Genomic DNA, 20,982 nt, shown 5'->3' with positions numbered 1-20,982 from the left:
GGACGACGATCAGCGGTGGTGGGTGGAGCCGCCGCGGAAACGGCTGAGGAGCCCGCGGATCCTCTGCTGGTTGCGCGGGTCGCGGGCCATCGTCTTGGCCTTCTCCATGTTCCGCTGCCCCTGCGGGGTGCGCAGGTAATTCTTGACGCGAGCGATGATCGAAGCCATGGTGTCCCTCCCTCTCGTGAGACCGGTCCACTACCCGGGAACACCGCCTCCAATCAGCGGCGGCCCGCGGCGCCGTGCCGTCACACCGTTCCGGGGCCGCCCCGATGGGCCGCTCAGGAGTCGACGAACCCCTCCGGGACCATCACCCGCAGGCCGTTGGGGACGGTGCGGATCGTGATCGGCGTCATCAGGCGGACCTCGCCGTCGATGTCGGCCGCCATCGGCGGATCGGTCTCCAGGTGCATCTCGCGCCCCACCACGAAGGGGCCGCCCGCCAGGCTCCGCCAGCGGCCGCCGGCGCCGCGCAGCAGGGTCTCCACCACCAGGCGCAGCCGCTTGCCCGAGCCGAGCTGGTAGGCGACCAGGCGGCCGTTGTCGATGCTGATGTCCCTGGCGACCTGCCAGCCGCCGTGGAAGCGGCCGTTGGCGATGTTGAGCTGGTGGGTGAGCAGCTCGTGGCGGCGGCCGTCCACGGTCAGGAAGGCCCGGAAGGGCCGGTGGCCCGGCAGGACGGTCAGCGCGGTGAGCGGGTAGGCCACGCGGCCCAGCAGGCGCTTCACCGTGTTGCTCACCGTGCCGGCCACCTCCACCGAGACCCCGAAGCTGGCCAGGTTGGCGAACTCGCGGTCCCCGGCGACGCCCAGGTCGATGTCGGCGACCTTGCCGGTGCGCAGCACCCGGATCGCCCCGGGAAGGTCGAGCGGGACGCCCAGGCTGCGGACGAAGTTGTTGGTGGTGCCCAGGGGCAGCACGCCGAGGGCCACGTCGCGGTGGGCGACGTGCTTGACGGCGGCGCTGAGCGTGCCGTCCCCGCCGCCCACCACGAGCAGGTCGGGTCCGGCGGCCAGGGCCTCCTCCAGGGTGGCGCGCAGGCGTTTCGGGTCGACCACGGGGAAGAGCCGGATCGGGTCGAACCCGGCGGCCCGCAGCAGGCGGACCACCTCGGGGTAGCGGCGCCGGCCGCGGCGCGAGCGCGTGTTGACGACCACGCAGATCCTGCCCCGGGTCCTGATGGCCTCGGTGTGCTCGGCCTTGCTTCGAAGCTCTCCCACGCTGCCCCTATTCGATCGGGTCGTGCCCGTCAACATGGTAGGGCCCCGCCGTCGGCGACGGCGGGGCCCTCCTGGGGGGTGCTCAGGGGGTCAGGGGATCACTTCTTCGGCGGGGTCACCTGGACGATCGCGCCGAGGTTGCCGGGGAACGGGGTGAGGAGCTTGATCTTCACTCCCAGCGCCTTGCCCTCGTCACCGGGGTTGCCGGAGCCGAGCACGTGGCCGTTGCCCATGTCGGTGCCGTACAGCTCGGTGGCCGGGGTGCCGTTCTCGTTGACCACGCGGGTGCTGTAGATCTGGTCGCCCTTGGAGGGGACGACCACCGAGGCGTCGAAGTCGCGGTAGAACAGGCTGGTGCCGCGCGCCTCGAACCCGGGGTACCAGGTCTTGGCGTCGGTGAACTCCGGCACGCCGCGCAGCGCGCCCGTCTTGGTGCAGTACTCGCTGAACGGCTCCTCGGGCGCCTCGAAGCACTCGGTGAACGGGTACGTCTTGGCGAAGGAGAAGGCGGCGTTGGAGGTCTGCACGCGTCCCTGCATGTTCTTCAGGGTGGTGGGGTCCTTCTCGGCCGCGGTGCCGGTCCGCCGGAGCGGGTCGAAGTGGGAGTCGACGAGGATCAGGCTGCCCTTGGAGCCGATGCTGGGCGGCAGCTCCAGGTTGTTGGCCAGCGAGTTGTTGGTGTAGGTCGAGTCGCGGTACCAGACGAGCAGGCCGGGGGCGTTGTACTTGACCTTCTCCACCTTCCACGCGCCCTCACGCGAGTAGTTGGTGCTGTAGGTGTACTGCAGGCCCTTGTCGAACCCGTCGAGGTTGCGCCACTCGGCCAGGTAGAAGCGGGAGATCTCGCGCTTGCCGTCGTTGATCGTCCAGCCCTGGCCGTGGGTGTTGGTGAAGGTGCCGCCGGTCGCGGTCCAGCCGTTGGCGCCGCCCTCGACGTCGTCGCTCCACACGGTCTGGGTGCCGTTGGTGACCGAGAAGTCGTCGGCGTGCCAGCCGCGCGGGGAGAAGGCGGCGTCGGTGTCGTAGGTCAGGCGGAGCTTGACGGCCGTGCCGGCGAACGGGGTGAGGTCGACGTAGTCGTGCCGCCAGCCGTCGGTGGTGCCGGTGAGGCCGTACTTCTTGTTGCCGAAGGTGGCGAGGTTCTTGTTGGGGTCGGCGTAGTCGTCGTCGGTGGAGACCAGGGCACCGCCTTCGGTGTAGACCTTCTGCTGGGTCCAGGTGGCGCCGCCGTCGGTGGAGACCTCGATGAAGCCGAAGTCCCAGTCCTGCTCGATCTCGTAGTTGTTCCAGACCCAGAACTTCACGTCGGACCCGGCGGGCACCTGGACGTCGCGGGTGAGCTTGACGTCGGCCCACTCCTGGTCGAGGTTGGACCACCACGCCTTGGTGCCGCTGTGCGGCTCGACCATGCTCAGCGGGGCGCTGGCCAGGTTGATCCGGACGCCGTCCTCGGTGAGCTTGGGCGTGCGCGAGGCCTGGCCGATCGGGACCGGGCGTGCGCGGTCACCGGGGTTGAAGACCTCGGGGTCGGCCCAGCCCAGGATCCACTTGTCCCAGATGCCCATGTGGGTGGGCATCGACTGGAAGATCGGGCCGCTGTGCGAGCCGCTGGACATCAGGTCCCAGAAGTCCACGGCGGAGGACGCCTGGCCGCTGGTGTCGTAGAGGTCCGGCAGGCCCAGGTCGTGGCCGTACTCGTGGGCGAAGACGCCGACGCCGGAGTCCTCGGGCTGCACGATGTAGTTGGAGATCTTCACGTTCTTGCCGGGCACCTGGTAGCCGCCGGCCACCGCGCTGGAGTGGGCCCAGATCGCGTACGTGCCCTCGGCGCCGCCGTCGGAGGACTTGTCCTTGCCGGCGTGGACCAGGACCAGGTGGTCGACGACGCCGTCGGGCTCGGCGAGGTTGCCGTCACCGTCGGAGTCGGCCACGTCCTCGACGTCGTAGTCGGCCCAGGGGAAGCTCGGGTCGGTGGCGACCAGGGTGTTCACCGCGTCGATGGCGAGCTGGCCGGCGCCGCGCGGGTTGCTCGGGTGGCCGCTCATGTCCTGCACGGGCTGGCCGCAGGCGCGGGCGCCGTAGTAGGCCTCGGAGTGCGGCACCTTGATCCACGGGCTGGCCTGCCCGGTGACGGTGTAGGCGCCCTTGGACATCTCCTCGTACATGTTCTTCATGGTGTGACGGGAGATGTCGATGCCCTTTTTGCCGTCCCGGGGGTCGGTCAGGTCGGTGCGGACCCGCTGGGTGATGCCCTCCTTGGTGTAGAGCATCTTGTTGAAGTGCTCGGGGCTGAAGTCGGGCACCCAGAAGCTGTTGTTGTCCTTGTGCGCCAGCGTGGCCGGGTTGGGGATCTTGTTGTGCAGGGGGCCGTTGAGCAGCGTGCCCGGCGGCTCGGTGACGCACTCGGCCGGGTCCTCGCTGTTGACGTCCAGCGGGCGGGAGAAGCCGGAGAAGTCGTCGTTGGCCTTGTCGTTGAACTCGACCAGCAGGGTCAGGAGCTTGGCCGTCCTGACGGTCTTGGACTTCTTGAAGATGAAGTCGATGGGGTTGCGCCCGGTCCTGATCGCCTCGGCCTCCCGGGAGGCCAGCACGCGCGCGGCGGCGGGGTTGCCCTCGGAGTACTTGCGGTCGATCTGCCTGGCCTTGCCGCCCCTGCGCGCCTTGGCCGACGGCACGGCCGGGTCGTGGACCTCGGGCTCGTCCCTGGGCGGCGCGTAGTTGATGTAGTAGTCGGCCGCGGTCGGCTGGTACCGCGCGACCGAGTCGTCACTGTTGGCCGAGGCACCGCCCACGGCCAGTCCCGTGACGGCCAGGCCGACCACGGGAACGATCGCGAGAAGGCGCCTGCGAGCGCCTCCCCTGCTGACTCTGCCGGACAACGTCGTCCCCTCCCTGTGCCACGGGTTCGCCGGGCACGGACTTCTCCGGCGCGCGGAATGAAGCGCGCCGAACCGGGACGTTAGACGAGAAAGTAAAGAAAGAGTCAAGCGAATGCATGATGTTGTAAAACTGCAATAAAGCCCGCTTTCGTCCTAAATGGCGGACTTTCCGGTTGACCTGGCCGGGCGTGGCGGACGGGGGCGCGGGACGGTCCTCCGGGCGCGGGCCGTACAGTCCAAGCTGTGACCGCTATCTCCGAACTCGTCGCCGCGCTCACCCCGGAGAAGGTGCTGACCGACCCCGACGTGACCGACTCCTACGCCCGCGACCGGACCTTCCTCGAACCGGGCAGGCCGCTGGCCGTGGTATTGGCGCAGACCCGTGACGACGTGGTCGCCGTGATGGCCTGGGCCACCGCGCACCGCGTCCCGGTGGTGCCCCGGGGGGCCGGGACCGGCCTGGCCGGGGGGGCCACCGCCGTCGAGGGCTGCGTCGTGCTGGCGCTGCACCGGATGACGGCCGTCAGGGAGCTCTCCCCCGCCGACGAGATCGCCGTGGTGGAGCCGGGCGTCATCACCGCCGACCTGGACCGGGCCGCGCGTGAGCACGGGCTGATGTACGCCCCCGACCCGTCCTCGTACGAGATCTCCACCATCGGCGGCAACCTGGCCACCAACGCGGGCGGGCTGCGCTGCGTGAAGTACGGCGTGACCCGCGACTCGGTCCTGGGACTGGAGGTCGTGCTCGCGGACGGACGAGTGATCAACACCGGCAGGCGCACCGTCAAGGGCGTGACCGGGTACGACCTGACCGGCCTGTTCGTCGGCTCCGAGGGGACGCTGGGGGTGATCACGGCGGCCACGGTCCGGCTGCGCAGGGCGCCGTCGGTCCATCCGGCGACGATCGCGGCCGAGTTCGGCTCGCTCAGGGACGCCGCGGCCGCCGTCTCGGCGATCATCGCGGACGGCTGCCAGCCGTCCCTGATGGAGATGCTGGACCGCACCACGCTCAAGGCCATCGACGACTGGCGCAACATCGGCCTGGAGGAGTCGACGCGGGCGATGCTGATCGGCCAGTCGGACGCGGTGGACGGCCCCGCCGTCGCCGAGCGCATGGCCGGGCTCTGCACCGCGAACGGCGCCGCCTTCGTCGCGGTGTCGTCGTCCCCGCAGGAGGCCGAGGAGCTGATCGCGGTCCGGCGGATGGCCTATGAGGCCAAGGAGCGGCTGGGCACGTGCCTGGTGGAGGACGTGTGCGTGCCGCGCTCCGCGCTGCCCTACATGATCGAGAAGATCGAGGAGATCGCGGCCGCGCACGAGGTGCTGATCGCCACGGTCGCCCACGCCGGGGACGGGAACCTGCACCCGGTCTTCGTCTTCGACCGCTCCCTGACCGAGCCCCCGCCCGAGGTGTGGGCGGCGGCCGACGCGGTCTTCAGGGAGACCCTGCGGATGGGCGGCACGCTCACCGGCGAGCACGGCGTCGGGCTGCTGAAGCGGCGCTGGCTGGCGCTGGAGACCGGCCCGGTCACCGAGGAGATCCACCACGGGATCAAGGCGGTCTTCGACCCGCTCGGCATCCTCAACCCCGGCAAGGCCATCTGAGGCCACCTGAGGCCGTCTGAGGCCCGGCCCGCGTCACGGCGAGGCCGTCCGGGACCGGCCCCGCGTCACGGCCGGGCCGGTCGGGACCGGCCCTCGTCGGAGCAGGACCGGTCCCGTGCCCCCGATCCCCGGCGGGGTCGTCGGAGATCCGCACCGTCGCCCCCGCTGGTAGCGTTCTTCACCACGTATTCCGTTCGCGCTCCATTCGTGGGGTTTGTCAGGGGGCATCATGGCGGAGCCGCTCACCCCGGAGGACCCGCGTCACCTGGGCGCGTTCGAGGTGCTCGGCAGGCTCGGGACCGGCAGCCAGGGGACCGTCTACCTGGGCCGGGGGCCGCAGGGCGAGCAGGTCGCCGTCAAGTTGCTGCACCACGGGGCGGCCGGCGACCCCGAGGCCAGGGCCCGCTTCCTGCGCGAGGTCTCGGTCGCGCGCAGGGTGGCGCCGTTCTGCACCGCCCCGGTCCTGCACGCCGACCTGGCCGGCAGCCGTCCGTACATCGTGAGCGAGTACGTTCCCGGCCCCTCCCTGCGCCTTCTGGTCGAGCGGGAGGGCCCCCGGCGCGGCGCCTCCCTGGAACGGCTCGCCGTCAGCACCGCCACCGCGCTGGCCGCGATCCACCGCGCGGGCATCCTGCACCGCGACTTCAAGCCGGCCAACGTGCTGATGGGGCCGGAGGGCCCGGTGGTGATCGACTTCGGTATCGCCAGGGCGCTGGACTCCCCGGGGACGACCGCGACCGGGGTGACCATGGGGACCCCGTCCTACCTCGCGCCCGAGCAGCTCGGGACGGGCGAGGTGACGGCCGCGGCCGACGTGTTCGCCTGGGGTGTCACGATGGTCTTCGCCGCGACCGGCAGGCCCGCGTTCGGCCAGGACTCCATCGCCGTCGTGATCAACCGCATCCTCAACGCCGAGCCCGAGCTGGGTGCCCTGGAGGGGCCGCTGCGCGACCTGGTCGCGGCCTGCCTGTCCAAGGACCCGGCCCTGCGTCCCGACGCCGAGTACCTGGTCGGCCGCCTGACCGGCGCGGGCGAGACCCGGGGGGAGGAGCCCGGCGGCGGGGAACCCGCGCCGGAGCGGGTGGAGCGGCCGCGCCGGCCGATGGGCCTCCTGCTCGCCGGGGTGGCGGTGGTGGCCGCGCTCGGCACGGCCACCGGGACCGCGGTGCTCCTCCGGGCCGAGGAGACGACCACGGCACGGGGGGCGGTCCCCGCCGCGACACAGACCGGCACGGGCCGGGCGACCGCCCCACCCGGCCCGTCCGGGGCCGGGCAGGAACCCCCCGCCCCCGCCGAGGACGGAGCGGTCACCGTGGCCCCGCCCCGTCCGGCCCGGCACGCCGCGCAGCCGTCGCTGCGGCCCGACGCGGGCCGATGGGCGGACGTCGCGGGACGGGAGTCCGGCACCGCCCCCTCCCCCTCCGTCACCCCGGCCGGCACCGGGCCGTCCGCGGAACCGGCGGGCTCGGCACGGCCGAGCGGGACCCCCGGCGGCTCACCGGCCCCCGGCCCGTCGGGCGGACCGGCCACCACGCCCGCCCCGGGACCGACGGCGAGGCCCACCCCCGGGCCGACCGTCACCCCCACCACCCGGCCCACGGGCGGGCCGACGGTGAAACCCACCGCCGGACCGACCACCAGGCCCACGACCAGGCCCACGGCCAAACCGACGACCAAACCGACGACCAGGCCCACCGCCAAGCCGAGTCCGAAGCCCACCCCGCGCAGGCTCAACCCGTACAGGGCGACCGGCCTGTGCGGCGGCGGTTACCGGGTGGTCGGCTCCCACGCGCTGGGCGGCGCCGCCACCGTCTACCTGCTCCACAACACCGCCGCGGGCCGGAACTGCGTCGTGACCATGTCGAGGTACGTGGTCCCCGGCAAGGTGGCGATGAACGCGACGCTCCGCGTGAAGGGCGGCCCCGGCAGGGGCGATCCCGGCAGGTTCACCGCCTACGCGGGCCCGGTACGCCTCCCGGCCGCCAAGAAGTGCGTCATGTGGGGCGGCTCGTACGGCTCGCTGTCCTGGAGGAGCGGCTGGGGCCACTGCGGCTGAGCACCCGGCGGTCCGCGCGATCCGTATCAGGCGTCACGCGCGTCCGCCCATGCCCGAGCACGGCCCATGGCGAGTACGGCGGCGACCGACAGCAGCAGGACCGCGTCGAGCGTCACGAACCGGGACGGACGTCCACCTGCACGAACGCGTCGTAGCAGAAGCACTGCTCGGCCTCGACCGGCTCATATCGAGGGAAGGTGGCCCTCCCGCGGCCGACGACCCGCCCCTTTCCGTCCTTGACGATGACGTGCACGGGTACGCGCGAGTAGTCGACGGCGTCTCCTGGAAGGTCGACGTCGGCGATCGGAAGCTGGGATCCGGCCGTGGTGCCGACCTCGACGGCGGGGGTGGGGGACCCGGTCGCTCCCGGAATGACCAATACCCCTTCCCGACAGAGGTCACGTGCGTCGCACAGCTCGTATGTACGGGCGGATCCCATCATCGAGTGGTGCACGGTGAGCTGCACCCTGTTCCCCGGGCACGGCTTGCACGAAGCTCCCTCTCCGCACCCGGACAGCACGACCAACGTCGCGGTCAGGCCCGCCAGCGTGCGGAGTCTCGCCGGCCGTGACGTGGGTCTCCCCCGCCGTGCTGTGGTCATGCCTCTCCCGGAGGTGCCGCCCCATCACGGTGGCGTGTCGTCATCGCCCTGACCGGCTTTCAGGGCGGCCCGCCGGCGGAAGAGCCGGCGGGTCGCGAGAGCCGCTCGGGAGCGACTCCCGCGGCCGTGAACGTGGTGCTCGTCTTTACGGTATACCGCCCTTTGCCATTGCCTCCGCGCCCGCGGGCACCGACAGTCTCCGGCGTTTCGCGGTGGTTCGACGATGACGTGACGGACTTCCGCTTCGGGACCTGCGGCGGGACACGGCAGGAGGTGCCGGCCCTCCCGCGAAGGACGAGGGCTTGCGAAGGACGAGGGCTTGGGGGCCGATCAAGGCGACCCCACGCAGACCGGAGTGCGCCAGAGCCGTACTCCGGCATACGCGGACCGCCCGCGTGTTCCCCGCGCGTCCTCACCGGAGCGGCGATCCGCCCGGAAAGTCACCGGGCGACGTTCTCGTGTTCGGGCTGTAACCGGTTCCGGCATTTTCGCTTTTTCACCGTACGCCATTCCCGCGCCGGACCGGCGCCCACAGGATGTCCCCCGGGTGGCCATTCATCGCCGGGCCACGGGGGCTTTCATCCCCGCGTTCCGAATGTCCCGGCGTGGATGCCGCGATATGGGCGTTCCTCCCGATGCGGTGTGGCTCGAATCAAGACGGTCGGCCGGGGCGCGAGAGGCCCGGCGACCGCGTCCGGGGGCCCTTCTCCCGGCCGGGCCACCCGGTGGAGCAGGGCGACGGGGAGGAAAGGGGCGCGAGACCCGTCGGCCGAGTCCCTCTCTCGCATTCAGGAAAAAAGAGTGAGAGCGGGATCGTTACCCTTCGGTCACAAAGACCTGCCAGGATTCACCGGCCAAGATCGAATGAGAGGAATCCTGTGAAATTGTCGAACGTGGCCGCACGCCGGATCGGCGGACTGGTGGCCGTTGTCGCCCTTGTCTCCGGCGTTTTCACATCGGGGGCGCAGGCGGCCCCCGCCCCCGTTGTTTTCGGTAAGGTCTCCGCCTCGCCGAAGACGCATGACGGCGCCTGCCCGAAGACCGTGACGCTGTCCACCACGGTGAGGGTCAAGGCTCCGGTGGCGTTGAGGTACGCGTGGACCTTCAGTGACGGGGACAGGAGCGGCACCAGGACCTACCGCGTCGGCGGCAAGGGCCTCAGGACCGTCCGGCTCTCCACCGCGCTCAAGGTCACCGGTGACGCCCGTGGCTGGGGTGCGGTCCGCCTGGCCGGCCCGGTGAGGAAGACCTCCGGGAAGGCCTCGTTCGCCGTCACCTGCACCGGTGCCGGCGAGAGCACGGGTGATGTGTGGAACAGCGTGGCCGTCTCCGCCGGGGAGGCCCGCGCGCCGGAGGCCGACAGGCCGGAGGCCGGCAAGCCCGACACCGGGGCCACCCCGCCGCCCGCCGGGCAGGACGACGACCCCGCCCGGAACACCGTGCGCAAGGCCTCCATCGCCCTTGAGCGGACCGACCCGTCGAAGTGCCCGGTGAACTTCAGGCTTCACGGCTACTTCGAGGGTCTCCCCGCCGGCGCGCAGACCTTCCGGTACCGCCTGGTCGGCGCCCCGGAGTGGAGGACCGTCAACGTGCCGGCCGACCACGGGGCCGTCTTCACCACCGTGCTGGACACGTTCACCTGGGACCACGAGTCGGGCGAGAGCTCGGCCCGGATCGAGATCGACCAGCCGGACGGCCTCAGGTCCAACGTCTTCCACTACTTCAAGTGCGAGCCGCGGCTCTCCGGCGTGAGGTTCGGCGTCATGGCCGAGGACGTCAAGCCGACCGACAGGGGCGGCCCGCTGGCCGAACTTATGGCCGACTCCCAGTGGGAGGCGGTCCAGGCCGTCTCCGGCGCGCAGTTCGCCCTGGTCAGCAAGCGCTCGATGAGCGCGCCCCGCTTCAGCCTGAAGGCCGGTCCCGTGACCGTCGAGGACCTGCACGGCCTCACCCCCGGAAGGAAGGTCATCGACGTGCACTCGATGACCGGCGCGCAGCTCAAGACGCTGCTCGGGCACGCGACCCCGGAGATCGGGGTGCTGACGCCCTCGTCCGCGCTCCGCTACACGCTGAAGGGCGGGGTGGTCACCGAACTCACGCTGAACGGCGTCCCGGTGACCGACAAGCAGGTACTCAAGATCGCGGCCAACTGGTACCTGTCGGGTGGCCAGGAGGGCTTCCCGGCGTGGCGCGGGAGCCTCGGCGTCTACCACGGCGGACCGGACGACGAGGCGGCGCTGGCGTCGTACATCGCCAACCACTCGCCGGTTCACGCTCCGAGGGGTGACCGGGTCACCGTCCGCTAGGCCGCCTGCGGCCCGCGGGGCCGGACAGGACGTCCGCGGGCCGGCTCGTCGGGACGGTCGCCGGGTGGAACACCTTCCGCCCGGCGACCGGTGCCGGCGGACGGCCCCTTCACCCTTCCTTCTTCTTCTTGTCCGCGCCCCATCCCATGAAGGCCGCCCCCAGTCCGGCGCCGATGGCCATGCCCACGCCGATGCCCAGGGCCAGGTTGTCGAGGGCGATCCCCAGGGCGGTGCCGATGGCGAGGCCCACGGCGATGCCCATGGGGAGACCGGCGGCGTAGGAGTCGTTCGCGGACGTGTTCGATGCTTCCTCAGGCTTGTCGTTCATGCACTGCCGCTTCCCGGCATCGAGTGCCGTATACGTGTGTCCTGGGAAATTTCCCCGATGATCTCACCGGTCGGTTATCGTAACTGACGTGATCGTCAAGTCTGAGGCGCTGGGCGGCCGGGGCCGTCGCACCCGGGCCGCGCTCGTGCTGGCCGGACGGGAGGCGTTCGAGGAACGCGGCTACGACGCGGTGCGCGTCGACGACGTCTGCGCGCGCGCCGGGGTCTCGCACGGCACCTTCTACACCTACTTCGGATCGCGCGAGGAGCTGTTCCGCGAGGTCGCGGCCGCCGTGGTGGGCGAGATGTTCACCGCCAGCCTGGTCGGGCCCGCCACCGGGGACGACCCCTACGCCCGTATCGAGGCCGCGAACCTGCTCTACCTGCGCGCCTGGTCCTCCAACTCGCGGCTGGTGCGGATGCTGGAGCAGGTCGCGATCACCGACGAGGGCTTCCGCGACCTGCTGCTCGAACTGCGCGAGGTCTTCGTGCGGCGGGGCGCCGAGGGACTGCGGCGCCTGCAGGAGCAGGGCCTGGCCGACCCGTCGCTGGACCCGAGGCTGACCGCGGTGATGCTCGGCGGGATGGTCGAGCACTTCGCCCACGTCTGGCTGGACCTCGGCGAGCGCGCCGACGAGGAGACCGCGGTCGCCCTGCTCTCCACGCTCTGGGCACGCGCCATCGGCCTGACGCCCGCTCCGGGGGGACGGGCCGCGGCCCCGGACACGGACACGGACACGGGCACGGGCACGGCCCCCGGTGCGGGCCGGGCCACGGGCCGCACGGGGAACCTGACGGCGACGTCAACGACGACATCACCGATGACGGAGGAGGCGCGGCCATGACCCTGCCGGACATCCCGGCCGGCGAGTACCGGGCACGGCGCGAGGCGATGCTCGCCAGGCTGGCCGAGCTCGACGCCGAGCACGCCAAGGCCGTGGCGGGCGGCGGCCCCAAGTACGCCGACCGGCACCGTGCCCGGGGCAAGCTCCTGGCCAGGGAGCGGATCGAGCTGCTCGTCGATCCCGACTCGGCCTTCCTGGAGCTGTCGCCGCTGGCCGGCTGGGGCAGCGACTTCCCGGTCGGAGCGAGCGTGGTCACCGGGATCGGGGTGGTGGAGGGCGTCGAGTGCGTGATCGTCGCCAACGACCCGACGGTGCGGGGCGGCGCGTCCAACCCGTGGACGCTGCGCAAGACGCTCAGGGCCGCCGACATCTCCTTCGAGAACCGGCTGCCGCTGATCAACCTGGTGGAGTCGGGCGGGGCCGACCTGCCGACCCAGAAGGAGATCTTCATCCCGGGCGGCCGGATCTTCCGCGACCTGACGCGCCTGTCGGCGGCCGGCATCCCCACGATCGCCCTGGTCTTCGGCAACTCCACGGCCGGCGGGGCGTACGTGCCCGGCATGAGCGACCACGTGGTCATGGTCAGGGAGCGCGCGAAGGTCTTCCTCGGCGGGCCGCCGCTGGTCAAGATGGCCACCGGCGAGGACGCCGACGACGAGTCGCTGGGCGGCGCCGAGATGCACGCCCGCGTCAGCGGCCTGGCCGACCACCTGGCGGCCGACGAGCACGACGCCCTGCGGATCGGGCGGCGGATCGTCAGGAGCCTGAACCACTCCCGGCTCGGCGTCTCCCCCGGGCCGGTGCGTGACCCGCTGCACGACGAGGACGAGCTGCTGGGCATCGTTCCCGAGGACCTGAAGATCCCGTTCGACCCGCGCCAGGTGATCGCCCGGATCGTGGACGGCGGCGACTTCGACGAGTTCAAGCCGCTGTACGGCGGGAGTCTGGTGACCGGCTGGGCCCGCCTGCACGGCTACCCGGTCGGCGTCCTGGCCAACGCCCGGGGCGTGCTGTTCAGCGAGGAGGCCCAGAAGGCCGCGCAGTTCATCCAGCTCGCCAACCGGACCCGGACGCCGCTGGTCTTCCTGCAGAACACCACCGGCTACATGGTCGGCAAGGAGTACGAGCAGGGCGGCATCATCAAGCACGGCGCCATGATGATCAACGCGGTGTCCAACTCGACCGTCCCGCACATCACGATCGTCATGGGCGCCTCGTACGGCGCGGGCAACTACGGCATGTGCGGCCGGGCCTACGGCCCCCGATTCCTGTTCACCTGGCCCAGCGCGAAGTCCGCCGTCATGGGGCCCGCCCAGCTCGCCGGGGTGCTGTCCATCGTGGGCAGGGCCGCCGCGCAGGCCCGCGGGCAGGTCTACGACGAGGAGGGCGACGCGGCGATGCGGCAGCTCGTGGAGGCGCAGATCGAGGCCGAGTCGCTGCCGTTCTTCCTGTCCGGCCGCCTCTACGACGACGGCGTGATCGACCCGCGCGACACCAGGACGGTCCTGGGCCTGTGCCTGTCGGCCGTCAACAACGCCCCCGTCCCGGAGCCCTCGGGCTTCGGCGTCTTCCGGATGTGACCGTGACCATGACCGTGCCCGCGAACACACCGGCGAACGTGCCCGCCACGGTGATCGGCCGCCTGCTCGTCGCCAACCGGGGCGAGATCGCCCGCCGCGTCTTCCGTACCTGCCGCGACCTCGGCATCGAGACCGTCGCGGTCTTCTCCGACGCGGACGCCGGCGCGCCGCACGTGGCCGAGGCCGACCACGCGGTACGGCTCGGCGGCGCCAGGCCGTCCGAGAGCTACCTGTCCGCGGAGAGGATCGTCGACGCGGCCCGCAGGTCGGGGGCGGACGCCGTCCACCCCGGCTACGGCTTCCTGTCGGAGAACGCCGCCTTCGCGCGGGCCGTGCCGGAGGCGGGACTGACCTGGGTCGGCCCGCCCGCGGCGGCCGTCGCCGCGATGGGCTCCAAGATCGAGGCCAAGGCGCTGATGGCCGGGGCGGGCGTGCCGGTGCTGCCCGGCTTCACCGCCGGTCCCGGCTACCGCATGGACGACCTGGAGCGGGACCTGGACGTGGTGTTCACCCGGATGGGCGGCTCCGCGTCCGGATGGTCCGTGCCGCTGCTGGTGAAGGCGTCGGCCGGGGGCGGCGGGCGCGGGATGCGCGTGGTGCGCCTGACCGACGACCTGCCCGAGGCCGTCGAGTCGGCCCGCGGGGAGGCACTGGCGGCGTTCGGGGACGGCACCGTGTTCGTCGAACCCCTGCTGGAGGGGGCCCGGCACATCGAGGTGCAGATCCTGGCAGACGCGCACGGGACGGTGTGGACGCTGGGCGAGCGGGAGTGCTCGATCCAGCGGCGGCACCAGAAGGTGGTCGAGGAGACGCCGTCCCCGGCGATCTCCCCGGAGACGCGGGCGCGGCTGTTCGACGCGGCCGTCACCGCCGCGCGGACCATCGGGTACGTGGGCGCCGGGACCGTCGAGTTCCTGGTCGCGGGCGACACCGGCGACACGGGCGACACCATCGCCTTCCTGGAGATGAACACCCGCCTGCAGGTGGAGCACCCGGTGACCGAGTGCGTGTACGGGATCGACCTGGTGGAGTGGCAGCTCCGCGTCGCCGAGGGCGCGCGGCTTCCCGGCTCGCCGCCCGAGCCCTCCGGGCACGCCGTGGAGGTGCGCCTGTACGCCGAGGACCCGGCCCGGGGCTGGCTCCCGCAGAGCGGCACCCTGCACCGCCTCGCCGTGCCCGGCGTCGACTCCCGCCTCGCTCCCGTGCCGGGCGGGCGGTACGGGCTCCGGCTGGACTCCGGGGTCGAGGACGGCTCGGAGATCGGCGTGCACTACGACCCGATGCTCGCCAAGGTGATCGCGTACGGGGCCGGCCGCGACGACGCCGTGCGCAGGCTCGCCGCCGCGCTGGCCGGCGCGCGGATCCACGGTCCGGTCACCAACCGGGACCTGCTGGTGGCGGTGCTGCGCCATCCGGCGTTCCTGGCCGGTGAGACGCACACCGGTTTCCTCCAGGAGCACGGCCTGGGCGGTCCGGCGAACGACTCCCCCGGTGACCCGGCGGGCGGTCCCGTGGCGGATACCGGGGACGGTCCTGCGGAGGACACCGGGAACACCGCGAACACCGGGAACACCGCGGACGACGGCACCGACGGCACCGACGGCACGGCGCACGATCCGGGGAACGCCGCCGGTCACGGCCCGCCGAGCGGCCAGGAGGTCGTGCGGCTGTCCGCCCTCGCCGCCGCGCTCGCGCGGGCCGCGGCCAACCGGGAGGCGGCGACCGTGCAGGCGGGGCTGCCGGGCGGGTGGCGCAACGTGGTGTCGCAGCCGCAGCGGGCGCTCTTCGCCGAGGCCGAGATCGCGTACCGGATCACCAGGGACGGCCTGCGGGCCGAGGGCTTCCCGAGCACGGTCCTGGTGAGCGCGACCCCCTCGCTGGTCGTGCTGGAGACCCGGGGCGTACGGCACCGGTTCGAGGTGGCGCGCTACGACGGCCCGCCGAGGACCACAGGACCGGCGGGAGCGACAGGACCGGCGGGGACGACGGGGGCGGCGGGGACGACAGGGACGACGTACGTGGACTCCCCTCTCGGGGCGGTGCGGCTCACCCCGCTGGAGCGCCTGCCCGAACCCGTGGACCACCTCCCCCCCGGCTCCCTGACCGCTCCCATGCCAGGTACGGTGCTGCGGGTCGACGTCGGCCCCGGCGAGGCGGTCGGCGCCGGGCAGACGGTCGTGGTGCTGGAGGCGATGAAGATGGAGCACCGGATCACCGCGCCCGCGCCGGGTACGGTGGCGGCGGTTAACGTGACGCCAGGACGCCAGGTCGAGGCCGGGGCGGTACTGGCCGTGATCGAGGAGCGGGCGTGACCCCTCCTGCCGGGCCGCGGCCCTTCGCGGAGAGGAGCGGAATGAGAACCGATGGAGGTTGGCCGGTGGATCGTCTGGTGCACGCGGAGGAGTCCGGAGGGGTGGCGACGATCACCCTCGACTCCCCCCGCAACCGCAACGCCCTGTCGGTGCGTCTGCTGGGCGACCTGGAGGAGCGCCTGGAGTGGGCGCTGGCCTCGGAGAGCGTCCGGGTGATCGTGCTGACCGCCACCGGGCCGGTGTTCTGCGCCGGCGCCGACCTCAAGGAGCAGCGGATCGCGCCGGGCGCGGCCCACGAGGCGCCGGTGACCGCGTCGTTCCCGGAGATCATGCACCTGATCTGGGAGAGCCCCAAGCCGGTCGTGTGCAGGATGAACGGCACCGCGCGGGCCGGCGGGCTGGGCCTGGTGGCGGCCTGCGACTTCGCGATCGCCCCCGCCTCGGCGTCGTTCGCGTTCAGCGAGGTGCGGCTGGGCGTGGTGCCCGCGATGATCTCGGTGACCGTGCTGCGGCGGCTCGACCCGCGCGCCGCCGCCGAGTACCTGCTCACCGGCGAGACCTTCGACGCCGCCCGCGCCGCGGAGATCGGGCTGATCACCCGGGCCGTGCCCGAGGAGGAGCTGGACGCCACGGTCGCCCACTACACCGGCATGCTGCTGCGCGGCGGCCCCGAGGCGCTGGCCCTGACCAAGCAGCTCGTGCGGACCGTGCCGACGCTGAGCGTCGAGGAGGGCATGCGCCAGATGGCCGAGTTGTCGGCCCGGCGCTTCACCTCCGCCGAGGGGCAGGAGGGCATCGCCGCCTTCATGGAGAAGCGGCCCGCCTCCTGGGTGCCCCCGGAGGCGGCGGTCTGATGCTGCGCGTCGCCAACTGCTCCGGTTTCTACGGCGACCGGCTCTCGGCCGCCAGGGAGATGGTCGAGGGCGGCCCGATCGACGTGCTCACCGGCGACTGGCTCGCCGAGCTGACCATGCTGATCCTGGCCGGGAACCGGGCCAAGGGCCGCCCCGGCTACGCGACGACCTTCCTGACGCAGCTTGAGGAGGTCCTCGGGACGTGCCTGGAGCGGGGCGTGAAGGTCGTCTCCAACGCGGGCGGGCTGGACCCGGTCGGATGCGCCGAGGCCGTGCGCGAGCTGGCCGGGCGCCTCGGGCTTCCGGCGCGGGTCGCCTGCGTCACCGGTGACGACCTGACCGGCCGCGATCTGGCGGGCGCGCCGAACGCCGACACCGGCGAGCCGCTGCCCGCCCCCGCGCTGACCGCCAACGCCTACCTGGGGGGCCGCCCGATCGCCGCCGCCCTGTCGGCCGGGGCGGACGTGGTGGTGACCGGCCGCGTCACGGACGCCGCCCTGGTCACCGGGCCGGGGATCTGGCGGTACGGCTGGGGGCCCGGCGACCTCGACGCGCTGGCCGGTTCCGTGGTCGCCGGGCACGTCATCGAGTGCGGTTGCCAGGCGACCGGCGGCAACTACGCGTTCTTCGGGGAGGTGCCGGACCTGGCGCGCTGCGGGTTCCCCCTGGTGGAGCTGGAGGCCGACGGGTCGTGCGTGGTCACCAAGCACCCGGGCACCGGCGGGCTGGTCTCGGTGGGCACGGTCACCGCGCAGTTGCTGTACGAGATCGGCTCGCCCCGCTACCTCGGCCCGGACGTGGTCGCCCGGTTCGACACGATCCGGCTGGAGCAGCGGGGACCGGACCGGGTCCGCGTCTCGGGGGTGCGCGGCGAGGCCCCTCCGGACACGCTCAAGGTCGCCGTCAACTACCTGGCGGGCTACCGCAACACGATGACGCTCGTCCTGACCGGCCTGGACATCGAGGCCAAGGCCCGCCTGGCCGAGGAGGCCATCTGGTCGCGGGTGCCGAGGGAGTCGTTCGACGAGGTCCACGTGGAGCTGACCCCGCTCGCCGGGACGGCCCTGCTGCGGATCACCGTGATGGACGCCGACCGGCGCAGGGCCGGGCGCGCCTTCTCCTCGGCGGTGGTCGAGACCGGCCTGGCGAGCTATCCCGGTTTCTACGGTCTCACCCCGCCCGGCGACGCCTCGCCGTACGGGGTCTACTGGCCGACGCTGGTCCCCGCGGAGACGGTACGGGCCCGTGTCCTGCTCGACGGACGTGAGCTCCCCGACGCGCCGGCCGGGCCCGTGGGGAACGCCGGGCACGGGACCGGACACGACACCGGAGACGGCACCGGCGTCGCGCCCGGGGACGACGCCGGTCACGGACACGGTGACGCCCACGGTGACGCCCACGGGATCGTCCCCGGCGACACAGCCGACGACGGGCCCGACCATGGCCCCGGCGACGGTCCCGGCGACGGCTCCGGTCACGGCGCTCGGAGCGCGCGGGTGGCGCTGGGCACGATCGCGGGTGCCCGTTCCGGCGACAAGGGCGGCAACGCCAACCTGGGCGTCTGGGTCGGCACGGCCGAGCGGTTCGACTGGCTGAGGGGCCACCTGACGAGCGGGCGCCTGGCGGAGCTGCTGCCGTCCACCGCCGGGCTGAGGATCGAACGTTTCGAGCTGCCCAACCTGCTCGCCCTCAACTTCGTCGTGCACGGCCTGCTGGGCCGGGGCGTGGCCGCCAGTCCCCGTCTCGACGCCCAGGCCAAGGCCCTCGGCGAGGAGCTGCGCGCCGCGCTCACCGACGTCCCGCGTCACCTGCTGTGAATTTCCCCGTCCGGGATCGTGCCGGTCGGCCCGCCGGGACCGGTCCTGGGGCGAGTGCCGGGAACGGCGGCTATTGACCGTCGGGGGCGGGAATCATAGATTCACCCCAGCCAGAACATCATTCGGTACAGGGGGGCGCATGACGGCCGCGCACATCGACGTCACCGCGATCGACTTCGACGTGCTCGGTGCGTGGATGGACGACCAGGGGCTGCCCGGCGGGCCGTTCGAGCACGTCGCGCCGGTGGCCGGCGGGACGCAGAACGTGATGGTTCGCTTCGAGCGCGGCGGCGCGTCGTACGTGCTGCGCAGGCCGCCGCTGCACCCGCGCGCCAGGAGCAACGAGGTGCTCCGCCGGGAGGCGAGGGTGCTCGCGGTCCTGCGCGACACCCCGGTGGCCGCGCCGCGCCTGGTGGCGGCCTGCGTCGACGAGAGCGTCATGGGCGCGGTCTTCTACCTGATGGAGCCGGTCGAGGGGTTCAACCCGACGGTCGGGCTGCCCGAGCCGCACGCGAGCGACCCCGCCATCCGGCACCGGATGGGGCTGGAGGCGGCCTCGGCACTGGCCGAGCTCGGCCGGGCCGACCACGGCGCGCTCGACGGCTTCGGCCGCCCCGAGGGATTCCTGGAGCGGCAGGTGCCGCGCTGGATGGGTGAGCTGGACGGGTACGGCGCGCTGGCCGGGTACCCGGGGCCCGACATCCCCGGTCTGGAGGAGACGGCCGCCTGGCTGGAGCGCAACCGGCCCGCGGAGTTCGTTCCGGGGATCATGCACGGCGACTACCACCTGGCCAACCTCATGTTCGCCCTGGACGGCCCGCGCGTGGCCGCGATCGTCGACTGGGAGATGTGCACGGTCGGCGACCCGCTGCTCGACCTGGGCTGGCTGCTGGCGACCTGGCCGTCCCCGGACGGGGTGGGCGTGATCTCCGGCGGTGTCACCGGGCTGGCCACGACCGCGGAGCTCGTCGACTGCTACGCCGCCCTGTCCGACCGCGACCTGTCGGCCGCCGACTGGTACGCGGTGATGGCCTGCTTCAAGCTGGGCATCGTCCTGGAGGGCACGCACGCCCGCGCCTGCGCGGGCAAGGCCCCCCGGGAGATCGGGGACCTGCTCCACGCGACCACCCTGAACCTGTTCGCCCGCGCCCGGACGTTCATGTGAGACCTTCACGCGACCGTACGCCCGGCCGGAGGCTACGCGCGGGCGTCCCCGGGGGTGGCGCGCGGACGTTCCGGGGCCCGGCGGGGCGGCCTTCCGGGGCGAGGCCGAAATACTGATCTGTCCATACGAACGCCCGTTAAAACCGCAATCGCTTGATAAGCATCCCAAGATCATGCAATTCTCTGTCGAGACGGAGGTGACGCACGATGCTGGACACGCTGTCCTGTCTGGAACGGTTCGTTGTGGCGATACGGCAGCACGCCGACCTGTCGGTCCGTCGCATCTCCTTCGGCGACCCCGCGTACGTCTACGTCCGCAACCGTTTCAGCAGCACCCTGGCCGAGACCGTGACCTGCTCCCCCGACGGGGGATTCATCACCTCGTGGGGATACCGGCTCGGCAGCAGCGAGAACATCGACGGCGCCGCGGCCCGGCTGGCCTTCCTCCTCGCGGCCATGCCCGCCCCCCGGGTGTGACCCACCGGGTCCGGCCACCGATCCGGCCGTCGGGCCACCCGTGGGCGCCCTACGGCGCCTCGGCGGGTTCGGCGGAGAAGGCCGACAGGTCGAGACCGACCTCCCGGGCGGCGGCGACCCGGGCGTGGTGGAGCAACCGGCCGCGGGACATGTTCCCGGTGTGCAGGGTGTAGCGGACCACGAGACCGTCGAGCATGCCGTCGATCCGCTCGGCCGAGCCCACCGGATCCTCGCAGGTGAACTCGCCCGACGTCACGCCCTCGGAGATCACCTGGCCGAGGATCTCGATCCAGGAGCCCTCCAGCTCCAGCAGGATGGTGCGGACGTGCTCCTCGCGCACCCCGACGGCCCAGGCGTCCAGCCAGAGGATCCAGCTCTGGTCGGAGCGGGAGGCCGGGATGTAGAAGCGCAGGACGCGGTCGAGACGCTGGACGGCGGTGCCGGGCTCGGCCACGATCTCCCTCAGCCGCTGCACCTCGGAGTCGCTGGTGCTGCGGAGCATCTCGGTGATGAGGTCGTCCTTGGTGGCGAAGTGGTAGTGGATCAGCCCGCCGCTCACGTTCGTCGCCCTGGCGATGTCGGCGACCCGGGTGCTGGCCAGCCCGCGCTCCAGCACGACCCGCCTGGCCGCCTCGAGGAGCTCCGCGCGCCGTTGGTCGGCCTGGTCGGCGCGGCTGCTGCGCGCTCCTGCTCCGCTGTGCACGGCGCAAGACTACAGCAGCGGCACCGCCCTCCCCCACTACTACTGATTGGCTGATCAGTCAACCGTTTCGCCTTGCCACAGGCGACCGCTTCCGGCCACCACGCGCCCGGGAGGCGACCGGCGGCCGGAGAGGGGCGTCGTCACCGGTCGACGACGAGAAGGCCGCGGGCCGGGAACCCGCGGCCGTCGTCCTGCTGCGCTGCCATCCGTTCCACCGCCGTGCCGCCCAGCTGGCG

The 20,982-nt window shown here is 72.5% G+C and carries 16 protein-coding genes; 10 read left to right on the top strand and 6 right to left on the bottom strand.

Annotated features, from left to right (window positions below; genetic code table 11):
- Positions 1-9: 9 nt before the first annotated feature.
- From AB0G16_RS34785 to AB0G16_RS34775, 3 genes are all read right to left on the bottom strand, one after another.
- Entirely contained in the window at positions 10-168 is a 159-nt protein-coding gene (locus AB0G16_RS34785; protein ID WP_362814664.1) for a hypothetical protein, read from the bottom strand.
- A gap of 113 nt (positions 169-281) precedes the next feature.
- Complete coding sequence (locus tag AB0G16_RS34780) at positions 282-1,220, bottom strand: YegS/Rv2252/BmrU family lipid kinase (protein ID WP_362814662.1); 939 nt, start codon at positions 1,218-1,220, stop codon at positions 282-284.
- 98 nt (positions 1,221-1,318) lie between these two features.
- Entirely contained in the window at positions 1,319-4,099 is a 2,781-nt protein-coding gene (locus tag AB0G16_RS34775; RefSeq protein ID WP_362814660.1) for an immune inhibitor A domain-containing protein, read from the bottom strand.
- A 243-nt stretch (positions 4,100-4,342) separates the two neighbouring features.
- On the opposite strand from AB0G16_RS34775, the gene AB0G16_RS34770 reads away from it, so the two are divergent.
- Both AB0G16_RS34770 and AB0G16_RS34765 read left to right on the top strand, forming a co-directional pair.
- Positions 4,343-5,704: an FAD-linked oxidase C-terminal domain-containing protein gene (locus tag AB0G16_RS34770; RefSeq protein WP_362814657.1), complete on the top strand. Its 1,362-nt coding sequence runs from the start codon at positions 4,343-4,345 to the stop codon at positions 5,702-5,704.
- A gap of 229 nt (positions 5,705-5,933) precedes the next feature.
- Positions 5,934-7,760, top strand: a complete 1,827-nt coding sequence (locus AB0G16_RS34765; protein WP_362814655.1) for a protein kinase — start codon at positions 5,934-5,936, stop codon at positions 7,758-7,760.
- Positions 7,761-7,872: 112 nt separating this feature from the next.
- Here AB0G16_RS34765 and AB0G16_RS34760 read toward each other — a convergent pair whose 3' ends face one another.
- Entirely contained in the window at positions 7,873-8,139 is a 267-nt protein-coding gene (locus tag AB0G16_RS34760) for a hypothetical protein (protein WP_362814653.1), read from the bottom strand.
- Between the two features lie 1,265 nt (positions 8,140-9,404).
- On the opposite strand from AB0G16_RS34760, the gene AB0G16_RS34755 reads away from it, so the two are divergent.
- A complete protein-coding gene (locus tag AB0G16_RS34755) occupies positions 9,405-10,667 on the top strand; it encodes a 5'-nucleotidase (RefSeq protein ID WP_362814651.1) in 1,263 nt (420 codons plus the stop codon).
- Between the two features lie 109 nt (positions 10,668-10,776).
- Here the strand turns inward: AB0G16_RS34755 and AB0G16_RS34750 are convergent, their stop codons facing one another.
- A complete protein-coding gene (locus AB0G16_RS34750) occupies positions 10,777-10,995 on the bottom strand; it encodes a hypothetical protein (RefSeq protein WP_362814649.1) in 219 nt (72 codons plus the stop codon).
- A gap of 88 nt (positions 10,996-11,083) precedes the next feature.
- Here AB0G16_RS34750 and AB0G16_RS34745 point away from each other — a divergent pair, with 88 nt between their 5' ends.
- From AB0G16_RS34745 to AB0G16_RS34715, 7 genes are all read left to right on the top strand, one after another.
- On the top strand, positions 11,084-11,839 hold the full coding sequence (locus tag AB0G16_RS34745; protein ID WP_362814647.1) for a TetR/AcrR family transcriptional regulator: 756 nt from the start codon (positions 11,084-11,086) through the stop codon (positions 11,837-11,839).
- On the top strand, positions 11,836-13,419 hold the full coding sequence (locus AB0G16_RS34740) for a carboxyl transferase domain-containing protein (RefSeq protein ID WP_362814645.1): 1,584 nt from the start codon (positions 11,836-11,838) through the stop codon (positions 13,417-13,419). Before AB0G16_RS34745 ends, AB0G16_RS34740 begins: the two co-directional genes overlap by 4 nt.
- 50 nt (positions 13,420-13,469) lie before the next feature.
- Complete coding sequence (locus AB0G16_RS34735; protein WP_362814691.1) at positions 13,470-15,731, top strand: biotin carboxylase N-terminal domain-containing protein; 2,262 nt, start codon at positions 13,470-13,472, stop codon at positions 15,729-15,731.
- Between the two features lie 65 nt (positions 15,732-15,796).
- Entirely contained in the window at positions 15,797-16,585 is a 789-nt protein-coding gene (locus AB0G16_RS34730) for an enoyl-CoA hydratase-related protein (protein ID WP_362814643.1), read from the top strand.
- A complete protein-coding gene (locus AB0G16_RS34725) occupies positions 16,585-18,402 on the top strand; it encodes an acyclic terpene utilization AtuA family protein (protein WP_362814641.1) in 1,818 nt (605 codons plus the stop codon). Before AB0G16_RS34730 ends, AB0G16_RS34725 begins: the two co-directional genes overlap by 1 nt.
- Before the next feature lie 139 nt (positions 18,403-18,541).
- Positions 18,542-19,567, top strand: coding sequence for a phosphotransferase family protein (locus tag AB0G16_RS34720; RefSeq protein ID WP_362814639.1), 1,026 nt, complete (start codon positions 18,542-18,544; stop codon positions 19,565-19,567).
- A 206-nt stretch (positions 19,568-19,773) separates the two neighbouring features.
- Positions 19,774-20,043: a hypothetical protein gene (locus AB0G16_RS34715; RefSeq protein WP_362814637.1), complete on the top strand. Its 270-nt coding sequence runs from the start codon at positions 19,774-19,776 to the stop codon at positions 20,041-20,043.
- Between the two features lie 49 nt (positions 20,044-20,092).
- Here AB0G16_RS34715 and AB0G16_RS34710 read toward each other — a convergent pair whose 3' ends face one another.
- On the bottom strand, positions 20,093-20,746 hold the full coding sequence (locus tag AB0G16_RS34710) for a TetR/AcrR family transcriptional regulator (RefSeq protein WP_362814635.1): 654 nt from the start codon (positions 20,744-20,746) through the stop codon (positions 20,093-20,095).
- Positions 20,747-20,982 lie beyond the last annotated feature (236 nt).

The sequence above is a fragment of the Streptosporangium sp. NPDC023615 genome (assembly GCF_040640155.1).
In the GTDB taxonomy this organism is placed as follows: Bacteria; Actinomycetota; Actinomycetes; order Streptosporangiales; family Streptosporangiaceae; genus Streptosporangium.
The sequence above is the reverse complement of the archived record's forward strand: the minus strand, read 5'-3'. Positions and strand labels throughout refer to the sequence as shown.